The sequence below is a fragment of the Arthrobacter sp. D5-1 genome (assembly GCF_017357425.1).
In the GTDB taxonomy this organism is placed as follows: domain Bacteria; phylum Actinomycetota; class Actinomycetes; order Actinomycetales; family Micrococcaceae; genus Arthrobacter.
This window is the reverse complement of sequence record NZ_CP014571.1, coordinates 170618-182931: the sequence shown is the minus strand read 5'-3', so window position 1 is coordinate 182931 and position 12314 is coordinate 170618. Positions and strand designations below refer to the sequence as shown.

Annotated in this window: 13 protein-coding genes; 7 read left to right on the top strand and 6 right to left on the bottom strand. The window is 61.9% G+C overall.

Annotated elements, in window-relative coordinates:
* Nucleotide 1 precedes the first annotated feature (1 nt).
* The gene (locus tag AYX22_RS00860; protein ID WP_207595690.1) at nt 2-649 is read left to right on the top strand and encodes a hypothetical protein; all 648 of its coding nucleotides are present in this window, start codon (nt 2-4) and stop codon (nt 647-649) included.
* 147 nt (nt 650-796) lie between these two features.
* Here AYX22_RS00860 and AYX22_RS00855 read toward each other — a convergent pair whose 3' ends face one another.
* From AYX22_RS00855 to AYX22_RS00830, 6 genes are read right to left on the bottom strand one after another with little or no spacing between them, the layout of a single operon-like run.
* Nucleotides 797-1618 carry an ATP-binding cassette domain-containing protein gene (locus AYX22_RS00855; RefSeq protein WP_207595689.1) on the bottom strand — a complete coding sequence of 274 codons (822 nt, stop codon included), beginning with the start codon at nt 1616-1618 and terminating at the stop codon, nt 797-799.
* Nucleotides 1615-2424, bottom strand: coding sequence for an ABC transporter ATP-binding protein (locus AYX22_RS00850; RefSeq protein ID WP_207595688.1), 810 nt, complete (start codon nt 2422-2424; stop codon nt 1615-1617). The genes AYX22_RS00855 and AYX22_RS00850 overlap by 4 nt, the downstream gene beginning before the upstream one ends.
* 4 nt (nt 2425-2428) lie before the next feature.
* Nucleotides 2429-3292 (bottom strand): ABC transporter permease, encoded by an 864-nt coding sequence (locus tag AYX22_RS00845; protein ID WP_207595687.1) that lies wholly within the window; start codon nt 3290-3292, stop codon nt 2429-2431.
* Nucleotides 3289-4239, bottom strand: coding sequence for an ABC transporter permease (locus AYX22_RS00840; RefSeq protein WP_207595686.1), 951 nt, complete (start codon nt 4237-4239; stop codon nt 3289-3291). Before AYX22_RS00840 ends, AYX22_RS00845 begins: the two co-directional genes overlap by 4 nt.
* Before the next feature lie 4 nt (nt 4240-4243).
* Entirely contained in the window at nt 4244-5896 is a 1653-nt protein-coding gene (locus tag AYX22_RS00835; protein WP_207595685.1) for an ABC transporter substrate-binding protein, read from the bottom strand.
* Nucleotides 5893-7080: a C45 family peptidase gene (locus AYX22_RS00830; RefSeq protein ID WP_207595684.1), complete on the bottom strand. Its 1188-nt coding sequence runs from the start codon at nt 7078-7080 to the stop codon at nt 5893-5895. The genes AYX22_RS00835 and AYX22_RS00830 overlap by 4 nt, the downstream gene beginning before the upstream one ends.
* Before the next feature lie 149 nt (nt 7081-7229).
* Here AYX22_RS00830 and AYX22_RS00825 point away from each other — a divergent pair, with 149 nt between their 5' ends.
* The 6 genes from AYX22_RS00825 to AYX22_RS00800 all read left to right on the top strand — a co-directional run bounded on the left by AYX22_RS00825 (nt 7230) and on the right by AYX22_RS00800 (nt 12274).
* On the top strand, nt 7230-8078 hold the full coding sequence (locus AYX22_RS00825; protein WP_207595683.1) for a MurR/RpiR family transcriptional regulator: 849 nt from the start codon (nt 7230-7232) through the stop codon (nt 8076-8078).
* Nucleotides 8079-8080: 2 nt separating this feature from the next.
* Nucleotides 8081-9196, top strand: a complete 1116-nt coding sequence (locus AYX22_RS00820) for a sensor histidine kinase (RefSeq protein ID WP_207595682.1) — start codon at nt 8081-8083, stop codon at nt 9194-9196.
* Nucleotides 9193-9846 carry a response regulator transcription factor gene (locus AYX22_RS00815; protein WP_207595681.1) on the top strand — a complete coding sequence of 218 codons (654 nt, stop codon included), beginning with the start codon at nt 9193-9195 and terminating at the stop codon, nt 9844-9846. Before AYX22_RS00820 ends, AYX22_RS00815 begins: the two co-directional genes overlap by 4 nt.
* Nucleotides 9847-9911: 65 nt before the next feature.
* Nucleotides 9912-10733, top strand: a complete 822-nt coding sequence (locus AYX22_RS00810; RefSeq protein ID WP_207595680.1) for a hypothetical protein — start codon at nt 9912-9914, stop codon at nt 10731-10733.
* 30 nt (nt 10734-10763) lie between these two features.
* Nucleotides 10764-11480 carry an ATP-binding cassette domain-containing protein gene (locus tag AYX22_RS00805; protein ID WP_207595679.1) on the top strand — a complete coding sequence of 239 codons (717 nt, stop codon included), beginning with the start codon at nt 10764-10766 and terminating at the stop codon, nt 11478-11480.
* Entirely contained in the window at nt 11477-12274 is a 798-nt protein-coding gene (locus tag AYX22_RS00800) for a hypothetical protein (RefSeq protein ID WP_207595678.1), read from the top strand. Before AYX22_RS00805 ends, AYX22_RS00800 begins: the two co-directional genes overlap by 4 nt.
* The last annotated feature ends 40 nt before the right edge of the window (nt 12275-12314 follow it).

The following is a 12314-nucleotide window of genomic DNA, read 5'->3' as shown; positions in this document are numbered from 1 at the left end:
GGTGGCACCGGCAGGAATGTCACACGTTCCGGACGCTGCCCCCGAGCTCAACTGGTTGCTGGCAGAGCATGAGAAGAACGTCTGGACGGGAATGGACCCTACAGGCTGGCAGGACTCCGTGTGGGTGCTTCACGCCATGTATGAGAACCCGACGCTTGAGGGTGCCGGCACTCACGACGACGAGAACAAGCGCCGTATCGCTGCAGGCGGTGAGCCGACGATGATCGGCGACTTCAATCTGGACGAGGCCACCACCGATTCCGGGGTGCCGCTCGGTTATTCGTCCACGCCCGGCCCTGACTTGAGACGGCTGACATGGGGCGAGTATTTGGCCCGTTCCGGGCATAGCCTGCGCGACCCGCACATCTACCCTCCTTGCCACAGGTGGTTTCCGCCTGATTCATGGCCACTCTCAATCGAACCGCCCCCGGAGGGATCCCTGGACCAAGCCAGCTTCGCTGCGCTCATCCACTCAATCGCTGCTTTCGAACCCAACGCATACGACACCGAGATCTTCGCGTTCATGGCTATGCTGCCCGCGGGGTCGACTGACGATACCGACTCATCTGTGGAAGGGACCGCTGGGAGCGATTCCTTCTCTGATGGTGGAAGGGTATCGATTCACACCTACCAACTGGTGGCCTGCTGATCGGTCCTGGTTCGTGTGGACCGACTATGACCTGCAAGGTACAAAAGTCAGTGGACCCACGGGTCTAATCGAAAGCGTTCGAAGCGACGACAGACTGGAAACCACTGCCTGGAACAAATCAAGCAACTGACGGCAAACTACGCCCCCTCACACCCCCACCTCCGCCTCGAACGCCGCCCGCCTCTGCAGCACATCCTTCGGTTCCCACCCCGGCCCAGGCATAGAGGAGATCAGCAGCTTCGTGTAACTGTGCTCCGGCGCATTCAGCACCCGCCCCGTGGGTCCCTGCTCGAGGATCGACCCCCGGTACATAACCAGCACGTCGTCCGTGACCTCGGAAACCACGGCGAGGTCGTGGCTTACGAACAACAGCGCGATCCCGGACGAAGAACGGATCTCGTTCAACAGGGCAAGGATCTGGGCCTGCACCGAAACATCCAACGCGGACACAGCCTCGTCCAGCACCATCACCGACGGCTCAATGGCCAAGCACCGGGCAATCGCCACGCGTTGCCGCTGACCGCCGCTGAGCTGGTGCGGCTTGGAGTCACCATGCTTCGCCAGCAAGCCAACCTGATCCAACAGCGCAGCAACACGCGAAGAACCAGAAACCCCATGCAACCGCATCGCCTGATCCAAACACTGTGCAACGGTCAGCCGCCGGTCCAATGAGCCGTACGGATCCTGGAACACCATCTGGATTTCCTTGGCACGCCGCAGGCGGGCCGCACGTCCCCGTTCCCGCGTCCCAAGCTGCCGTCCCCGCACGTGGATAGTGCCGGCGTCGGGCGTTTCAAGTCCCACCAGCATGCGGGCGATGGTGCTCTTCCCGGACCCCGACTCCCCCACCAGCCCCATGGAACCGCCCGGCGGAATGGCGAAGCTGACGTTGTTGCAGGCTACAACGTTGCCCGCACCCACGCGGAACGCCTTCTGCAGCCCGTCGACCTCGAGGACGTGCTCGCTCATGATGCCCTGCTTTCTGTATTGGGGAGGTGGCCGATTGCGGGAACGGCCGACAACAGCCGGCGGGTGTATTCGTGTTGCGCCCCGTGGAAGAGGTCGTTGCCGCGCAGTTCCTCCACGATCCGCCCGCGGTACATCACGTACACGCGGTCGCAGTACGCGGCTGCCAGGTGGAGGTCGTGGGTGATGAGGAGAACTCCCAGGCCGCGCTGCGTCTGAAGGTCCCGCAGGATCGCCAGGACTTCGGCTTGGGTAGTCACGTCCAGCGCGCTGGTGGCCTCGTCTGCCAGCAGCAGTTTTGGCTGTCCGGTGAGCGCCGCGGCAATGACAACCCGCTGAAGCATGCCGCCGGAGAGCTCGTGCGGGTACTGGCGCATCCGCTCTTCAGGCTGCCGGATCCCCACAGCGGCAAGGAGTTCCAGCCCAGCCGCGGCAGCATCCGAACGGCTGACACCCAGCACGTGGACCAGCCGCTCAGTCAGCGAGTCGCCGATCCGCCGCACCGGGTTGAGCGCCGCCCGCGGGTCCTGATGGATCATCGCGGCTTCGGACGATCGAACGCGGTGGAGCTCATCTTTGGAGGCGGACAGGACTTCCGTCCCACTCACCATGATGGAACCGTCGACGCGGGCCGTTTCGGGATACAGCCTCAGCACGGCTCGCGCGGTGGTGGACTTACCGGAACCGGACTCGCCCACCAGGCCCACCACTTCCCCGGCGTCAACGGAGAGGCTCACTTGGTCCAGGATTTGGTGGCTGAGGCCATTCGTGGTGATGGTGAGGCTCAGATTGTCTATGTCGAGCAGCATTTTCCTACCTCTCAAACCGGGAGTTCAGGCGGTCGGACAGCCGCACGCCCACCACGTTGACGGCCACCACAACGGCGGCGATGGCGGCGCCGGGAACCAGCGTCGGCCAGATGTGGCCTTGGATGATGCCGGACTGGCCTTCCTGGACCATGAGTCCCCACTCGGAGCTGGGCGGTTGTGCGCCGAATCCCAGGAAGCTGAGCGTCGCGAGGCTCATGAGGCCTTCGCCGAACAGCACCACAAGATAGCCGAGGAGCGGTGGCGTCAGGTTGGGGATGATGTAGCGGACGCACAGGAAGAATCCGCCTACACCCTGCACGCGGTAGGCATCCACGTAGGGCCGGGCCATCTCGGCCAACGCCAACGACCTCGTGAACTTGGCGATCACCGGTGCGTAGGCGAGCGCCAAGGCGACAATCGCCGTCGCGGGTCCTTTGCCAAAGACGGCGATGACCAAAACCACAAACAAAAGCCCGGGGAAGGCGAACATGACATCGGTGATGCGCGCCAGGAGGACATCGATCCAGCCACCGTTCCAGGCCGCGACGGTTCCGATCGTCACCCCGAACACCGTAGCCAGCGCCAAGAGTGCAAGGGGTCCGAGCAACGATTCGCGGGCGCCGTGGATGAGCCGGGAGAACAAGTCCTGGCCAACCTGGTCAGTACCGAGCAGGTGCGCTGCACCCGGCGCCTGCCAGATCGCGGTGAAGTCCACGGCGTTGGCGGCGTACGGGGCCACCCACGGTGCAAGCAGAGCGGCAACAACCACAACGATGAGGAAGCCGAGGCTCAGAAGGTAGGCAACGTCGCGCTTCTTCCTGCCGATAACCGGGGTGGACGCCAGCGTGGACGTCGAAAGGGAGCTCATGATTTCTTGTCCTTTGCCTTGATGCGCGGATCAAGCAGCGGGTGGACCAGGTCCACCAGGGTGGTCACCACCATGTACGTGATGACCATGTAGAGGAGCACGGCCTGCACCACGGGGAAGTCGTGCGTGTTGATGGCATCCACCAGCAGCTTGCCGACGCCGCTAATGCCAAAGACACTCTCGACGACGACCGTTCCGGCCAGCATGCTGGCCACCACAAGCGCCACCATGGTGAGGATGGGTCCCCACGCATTGCGGAGAACGTGCCGGCGGATCAGTTTGGCGGGCGCCAGCCCGAAGCTGCGGGCCGCCTCCACGTGGTCCATGGAGATTTGCTCCACCATGGATTGGCGGGTCACCCGGCTGACAATTGCGACGGCGCCAACAGCCAGTGCCACTGCGGGCAGCGCAAGGTGGTGCAGCCGGTCCAAGAAGCCTTCGCCGGCACCGGAAACGGGAAACCATCCCAGTTGCACGGAGAAGATGGACACCAGCAGCAGGCCAATGACGAATGAAGGAACAGAGGCCGCCAGCGTGGTGGCTGCCGTGATGGTGGAGTCCGTGCGCTTGCCTTGGCGCAGCGCGGACAGGATGCCCAGGCCAACACCGGCCACGATGAACAACACTGACGCCATGGCCACCAACGCGAGTGTTGCCGGAAGCCGGGTGGCCATCAGCTCAGCCACTGGCTGGTGATATTGGAACGACGTGCCGAGGTTGCCTACAAAAGCCTGGGAAGCCCAGAGCCCGTATTGCACAATGAGCGGTTGATCCAGGTTGTACTGCGCCTTCACTTCGGCAACGCGCTCAGGCGTCATGTTCTCCGGGTTGCCGATCAGGAACGTGACCGGGTCCCCTGGCGCCGCATACATCGCGGCGAAGATGACGAACGAGCTCACCACCAAGGTCAGGATCATTCCCGCGATGCGGGTTGCTGCACGGATCATGGCGTCACTTCTTGCTGCTGCCGACGTCCGCGGCCCACGGGTAGTAGAGGAACGATGCCGACGACGGTGCTCCGGTGATGTCTTTCGCCATGGCGATGGTTGCGGGTGTGTGTGCCACAGGAATCCAGACCACGGCGTCGGTCCACTGCTTCTCCAGTTCGATGGCGAGCTTGGCGCGGGCGGCGTCGTCGGTGGTGGCCTGGGCTTCCTTGACCTTGTTGTCGTAGCCCTCGCCGATGAATTTCACAAAGTTCACCCGGGCCGTGGAGGCCCCGTTTTTGTAGAAGCCCACGGGGTCGTTCTTGGAGATGTAGTACTCGTCCGAGAAGAGGTCTGCTTGTGCACGCAGGGATGCGTCCGAGTAAAAGTCGCCGTATTGCTGGCGCGGGATGGTGACGATTTCGGCCGTCAGCCCGATCTTCTGCGCTGCTTCAACAAGTGCGCTGGAGATGACGTTCCTGATGGAGTCGCCGCTGTTGGCAACAACGATCGGTTCCGCAGGCACGCCGGCTTCCTGCACCAGTTTCTTCGCCTTCTTCAGGTCTTCCTCGGACGGCTGCGTGGGTGCGCCGGTCAATGCTTCGTAGGCGCTGCTGAACGTGGGCTCTTCGTAGCCCCAAGCGCCCGGACCCACCGGCGTCTTCCAGGGTTTGGCCAGCCCGCCAAATGCTGCCTGGGCTACACCCTGCCGGTTGAGGGCCAGCGACAATGCCTGCCTGATCCGCTCGTCGTTCAAAGCTCCGCGCTCGGTGGCTATGAGCGACCAGACGTTGGTGGACGGCCCTTGGGCGATCTGGACCTTGTCGCTCTTCTGCAGCGGTCCGGCCGTGGCAGGGCTGTCCAAGTAGGCGCCTTGGGCTTCGCCGCTGGTCAAGGCATTCACGATCGCATTGTCGTCAGCCCAGCGGAAAGTCACGGCGCTGGTCAGGGAAGCGTTGTCAGCGTCCCAGTAGTCAGCGGCCTTGGTGAGGGTGATGTTGGAACCTGCCGACCACTTCTCGAGTTTGAGGGGACCTGAGCAGGCGTCAGGAGCCGACGGCGACCCGAAGTTGGCGCCTTGGGCTTCAACAACCTTGCGGTTCAGGACGATACCGCCGTTACCGGCCATGGCCTGGAGGAAGATGGCGTCGCGTTGCTTAAGGGTGACGGTGATCTGGTTTTCGCCCGTCTTGGCCATGTCGGTGACGTTGGCGTATTCGTCTGATTCGTCGGCGCCCTTTGCTGCATGCCGCTGCATGCTCCAGAGCACGTCATCGGCGGTCATTGGAGTGCCGTCGTGGAATGTCACGTCCTTCCGGAGCGTAAACACCACCGTGGTGTCCGAGGTCCATTCGGCGCTCTCTGCCAGATGAGGCGTGGTGGTCAGGTCTGGCTGGAGTTTCATCAGGCGTTCGCAGACATTGGACATGATGGTGTTCTCGGCCGTACCGCTGTCCTTGTCCAGATCGAACGTTGCCGGCTCCTGGGTGATCATCCACGTGAAGGAGTCGATCGGGCCTGCAGCTTCAGATGTTGTAGGACCGAAGGAAACATCAGTGGGGGTGCTCTGGGCTTGCGGACCTGCCGCGTTGCAGGCACTGATCGCCAGAGTGAAGGCGGCTGCACCGGCGATCACGCCGGTCCGGGCAAAAGGCTTGAATCTATCGTTGCGTTTCACAGTGATACCTCTGCAATGGTGGGGTTGAGGGAGTCGTGGGCAGAACCGGGCCCGTCGTAGAGGTTCCAGGGCATTTGTTCGTAGTGGTGGTCGCACGGGGTTCCGTTGGTGACCAGGTAGTCACCGCTTGTGAGGTCAACACAGCTTGAGAGCAACGTGGACCACTGTCGGACACGGGGGCGGCGCTCGTCAGGGTGGGTGCACACGGATTCGGGGTAACCCAGGTGGTCCGACATCGCTGACTTGATAAGTTCGCGGGAGTGCACGGTGCTTGTGGCGGTGCGGACCCGTTCCAGCCCCCGTCGCGCTTGTGGAACCCGGAAGAGGGAATCCACGGAGACCGGACGGTAGGTGGCTGCCAGTTGTACTGGCATGAAAGCTTCGTAGTGGTTTCCGTGCACCAGCACCCCGGATGTGTCCGGGTACATCCAACCGTTGCTTCCCGGGGTGGTTTCCACGTCAATGGAGAATCCGGAGCGGTGGGACAGCACGGCGTTGCTGGCGATGTGGGGCTTCTGGCGGAAGAGCGTGTTCAACGCATCCGGAAGTTCTGATTGATCCAACACCATGCGCCGGATGAAGGTCTGCGGCATCCCGAGTTCGTCGTTGAACCGGCCACCCAATCCGTTGGCGTTGAGGGCAATGCCGGCGGAGTTCGCTCCGTGCCGGCCAATCTGGCCTGCCTCAACCTGCATGATCAGCGTGGGCTTGGGGTCCTGAATAACCCGCAGGATCATCACGGTATCCTGTGCTCCGTGGCGCCAATCCCAGTTTTGGCCGACGTACATGTGGCCATCACCGGATGCACCATCGGTCAGTACAAAGGAAGTGCACCCGTCCACGTTGTCGCGCTCTTCGGGTTCAGGCGCCTTGGCGAAGCCAGCGTCGTAGATGATTTCACCGCGAAGGTTCAGCACCATGATGTCCAGGACGTCCCGGCCACTGCCTTCGGCGATGCCGCGCATTTCCGTGACCAGATCCGGCGCAGTGTCAGTGCACAGCCCCATCCAGCGCTCGGCCCGCCCGCGCAGTTGCTCCCAGGTCAGTCCCGTCTGCTGTTGGAACGCTTCCGTGTAAAAATCGATGGCTTTGGTGATCAGGTCTGCGGCAGCGTTTCCGTACTGCCTCCCCCGCTCCAGGGGAGGTCCGGAGATCTCCACGATCCGCAAGGATGTGTTGCTCATATCCGTAGGGCCTTTCATTCGGTTGGGGCTCACTGTCATCCGCGGCGGGAAGGGGTATCTTTGGAACAACCGTTACAAGTGAGGGCTTCTTTAGAATGAACAATACATCCAATGTGACTTCTGTAACAGACGTTACGAAAAATCAGGGCATGATTAACCTGCGTGGTCGTGTCCGCGAGCATTGGGACAAGCTCTCCAAGGCCGAGCGGACAGTGAGCACGTTCCTCACCAACAGCTCTCCCGAGCGTCTTCTCTACGCGAGCGCGCAGGAACTCGGCGCCGAGAGTGGGACCAGCAGCGCCACGGTGGTCCGAACGGTTCAGTCGCTGGAATACTCCGGATTGCAGGAACTCAAAAGAGACATCGCCACCCCCTTCACCTCAACGGTGGCGCCGGAAGTTCGCATGCAACAGCGCATCGACCACATGGGTGCCAGCATCGAAGACATCTGGCACAACGTGTGGTCCGAGGCCAAGGACAGGCTGGAACTCGCCTCCAGCGCCGACCCGGCGGAGGCGATCGCTCCCGCCGTCGAACTCCTCATGAGAGGTTCCACGATTGTCAGTTACGGTGTGGGCGCGTCCGGAATTGCCGCCCTCAACCTGGCCCTGCGCTGTAACAGGATCGGCCGGCGGGCCAGGTGCATCTCCAGCGACGGCTTCCGGCTCGCGGATGATTTGCTCCAACTTGGGAACCAGGACGTGGTGGTCGTCTTCGCGCCGGGACGTGTAACGGTCGACGTCGAGGTGCTGCTTAAGCGAGCACGTTCAGTTGGTGCGTCAACCGTTCTACTGACGGACGAACCCGACTCCGCCCTGCACGACCTGTCCGACGCCGTGATCCTCGCTCCACACACACCCACCGGCATGACCACTGAGGCGTTGCCATCGATTGTGCTCAGTGATGTCCTGGTTCAGGCGCTGGTGTCCGTTGACCACGAGCAAGCTGTGGAGTCGTCGCACCAACTCACGGCGTTGCGGGAGCAGTTGGGGTACTGACTGTGACTCAGACCCGCTCTTCCGTTTTCCGCAGGACGATCGCCCCCGCCCTGCTGAACGGATTGATCGGCCTCATTGTGGTGGCGGGGCTTTGGATCACCGTTGCTCCCCCGGAACCACCTGGCAGGCCTGTTCAACTGGTCCTTGGCGCACTGCTTGTCCTGGGTCTCTGCCTTCGGTCACGGTTTCCTTGGCTTGCAGCCGTGTGGACCGGCGTTGTGACGGCGGTGGGATGGGCCTTCGGAATGACGGAGGATCCTTTCCTGGTCACCGGGTTCTGTCTCTACGTCGCCGCGGAGCGATTCGGCACCCGCTTGTTTCCCACGTGGCTGGTCGCGCTGGAAGTTCTTCTGTTCGCATGGTTGCTTCTGGTGTCCGCCGAGGGCGCCGAAGCGAGCATTCGGGGGGTCATCCTGGGCGCTGTCATCATCGGTGCGGCATGGGTCCTGGGCATCCGCACTCAACGCATGCGGTACGAGACCGAGCGCAATGCCCGGGCTCAGGAAAGGCTCCGCCTCGCCCGCGATATCCACGATGTTCTGTCCCACACCCTGGGAGGGATCGGAGTGCGGGCCGGCGTCGTAGCGCATGTGAAATCATCCACCACCGACGATCTACGGTCCGCCTTGCAAGGAATTGAGTCCGATGCCCGGGATGCGTTGGGTGAATTGCACGTCCTGATGCTTCAGGAACGTGATGAAACTGCTGATGAGGCCCCACCGGGAAGACTCGTGGAATTGGTGCAGGAACTCTCCCGGCCGGCCATACGGGCCGGCATATCAGTCCACATCGACGCCGATCAAGGCGCCGGGGATCTTCCCGCTGCGCAGCGAACCACGGCTTACCGCATCATTCAGGAAGCCCTCACCAACGTGATCCGTCATTCCGGAGCACAAACCTGCCGGATCACTATCAGGACCGAGGGCGACCACCTGAGAATCATCATCCTCGACGACGGCCCGGGGGCAGCTTTGGCTTCCAAGAACGGTCACGGACTCACAGGAATGCGTGAACGGGCTCAGTTATTGGGAGGAACCTTCGACGCAGGACGGGATGCCAGTGGATACCGCGTGGCTGTTTCACTGCCGGGAACTGCAGGGAGGGTGGAAACCCGATGAATGAGATCAGTGTTCTCATCGCAGACGACGATGCTCACATCAGGACGTCACTGCGCTTATTGATCGGCGATGAACCGGACATGACCGTCTCCGCCGTGGTTGCCGACGGTGCAGAGGCAGTGGAAGCCATCATCCAGCATCAACCCGACGTAGCGCTGATGGATGTTCGAATGCCTCGAATGACCGGGCTTGAGGCTGCAGGCATTCTGGCCTCCCGGAAGTCACGCACCCGGCTGGTTATGCTGACCACCTTCGATCTGGACGACTACGTCTACCAAGCACTCCGCCACGGAGCATCAGGGTTCCTCCTGAAGAACGCCCCTCTGCCGGACATCCTCAAGGCAATCCGTACCGCCCATGAAGGGAACGCCCTACTCGCCCCGGAGATCACCCGCCGTCTCATAGACCGCTTCACCCTGCGCCCGGCCGCACACGACCGTATCAGCGGACTGACCGTCCGCGAACGCGAAACCTTGACCCTCATCGGACAAGGCGCATCCAACAACGAGATTGCGGCCGCCTTGTTCCTCACGCGAACCACTGTGCGGACTTACGTGAGTCGAATCCTCACGAAACTAGGCGCACGGGATCGGGCCCAACTGGTTGTCATCGCCTACGAGGGCGGACTGGTGGGTTCTTCGACCGTCTAAGTGGGTGCCACGACTGTCGACACCTGCAGACAGACAAGTAGTGCTGAGCCGGATTGACTTGAGTTATGCCAGCATCTTCCATAGCGACCTTCGGCGTGCGGCCGGGGTCACGAACCACCATGGCCCGCGCCGTCAGGGCCGAAACCACCAAGCTCCTCACCCTGCGGCTTTGCCTCAACACCATGGTTGGAACTGTCATGCTGACAGTGCTTCTGTCCTGGGTACTAACGAACCTCATCGCGGCCGCACATAGGGCTGGCAGGCCGGAAGAGGCAGCCGGACTCTTAGGAGGAACCGCTTTTCTGGTCATCCTTCACTACGGGCAGATCGGGGTAATTCTCCTTGCGGCATGGTCGATGCACCAGGAATCGGACAGCGGTTCTCTCCGAAGCACCTTAATCAGCCTCCCGCAGCGAAGCGCCGTGTTGGCAGCCAAAGCAGTCGTGGTCGTCGCCGCTGCATTTATCACGGCTGTCCTGAGCGTGTTCGGGTCGGCAGGGATTCGTTGCGTGGCCATCGACTGCACAGCCGAAAGCAGCCAGATAGCAGCGACTCCACAAGCCACATCCGGAGTCCTTTGGGGCGTGATCCTTTACTGGGTCGTCATCGCCGTATTCACCTACGCATTGTCGGTGGTCCTGCGCAGCGGATTGGCGGCCATGGGCACGGTCTTGGCGATGGCCCTCATTGTCTCCACCTACCTGGTGAACATCACACCCCTTGCCAAGTTTCTGCCGGATCAGGCGGGAGCCCAGCTCTACCAGCTTCCGCCTCCTACGCCGGGCGACTTAGGGCCCGCGACGGGTGGGGTGGTCCTCGCGGTTTGGGTGGCCGCAGCGCTGATCACCGCGCATCTTCTGTTTCGCCGCCAGCCGGTTCGCCGCTAAGTGACATCGACTACCCAAGGAGACCAGACAATGATCGAGATCAAGAATTTGAGCAAGAAATACGGGCAGTCGGACGGAATCATCGACGTCTCGCTGACGGCCGAGCCCGGGAAAGTCACCGCCTTCCTCGGTCCGAACGGCGCCGGCAAGTCCACAACTTTTCGGCTGCTTCTAGGCCTCGACCGGGCGGACAGCGGGTCCGCTCTCATTGAAGGAAAGCCCTACCAGGACCTCACCGCTCCCCTGTGGACGGTGGGAGCCCAGCTCGATGGCTCAGGAGCCCACAAGGGCCGCACGGCAAAGGCCCATCTCATCTGGATGGCTCAATCCAACGGCATTCCGCTTTCCAGGATCCGTGAAGTTCTGGAGCTCGTCGGGCTTTCGGACGCCGCCCGGAAGCGCGTGGGAGCCTACTCACTGGGTATGGGCCAGAGACTCGGAATCGCCGCGGCCCTCCTCGGCGATCCGCACGTTATTGTTCTTGATGAACCCACTAACGGCCTGGACCCGGAAGGAATCCGCTGGATCCGTGAACTGCTCCGGACCCTCGCCGCCAACGGTAAGACGGTCCTTATCTCCAGCCATCTCATCAATGAGGTGCAGCACGTCGCTGACCACATCGTCGTCATTTCCGGTGGCCGCATTGTTCAATCCGGAAACGCCAGCGATCTGGTAGCAGGTCACCACGACCTGGAAGCCGCCTACTTCGATTGGACCGGCAATGCGACCAAAGGAAACGCCGCATGAGTTCACTCGTGGCCACCGCCAGTAAACCCAGCCTGTTCCGTGCCGAACTCACAAAACTCATCACTTTAAGGTCTCTGTGGATCACCGCAATCCTGACGTGGCTCAGCGTCGTACTCATCGGGTGGTCCCAAGCGGGGCCGGTTGGGGACGCGCTCCGAACCAATGACCCGGACCTGGCTCCTGGCGCGAGTCCGGAAACGGTCGGCTTCGATTGGGTTGCCTTGGGACTGATTGGAATCATTGTTATTGGCGTCATTTCCGCATCAAGTGAGTACGTGTCGGGCCAACTGCGGACCAGCTTGGTGGCAGCGCCGAACCGCGAGCGCCTGTATTTGGCCAAGTGCGCTGCGTTGACAGTGTTCGTCACACTGCTGGGTGTTGTGACTATCCCGCTATTGAGTGTGCTGTCTCAGTCCGGACTTGGCGAGCTTTCGCTGATCAACGGGACCGTTCCGGCAAGCCTCATTCTCCGTTGGGTCGGTGCCATAGCCTTCTGGGATGCCATAGCCCTCATAGGTTTCGCCCTTGGCGTCTTGCTCAAGCAGACGCTGATCCCGCTGTTTACTCTCATTGTGGTGTCACAACTGTCGCTGATGTTGCTCCTGCTGACTCCGGCCTTTGCCTATCTCCCCACCGTGGCCGGGGTTCTGCTGTTCGACCCAGGCTTGGTTACAGGGTCCTACCCGGACGCGGACCTGGGTACTCTCACCGCAGCGATAGTAACGTTCACCTGGACGGCCGGCCTCGTAGCCTTTGCAGGATTCAAGTTCAGCACGCGTGATGTCCGTGGCTAGCTGAACCACGACGGCGGTCCTCACCGAATGCTCGGGCGAG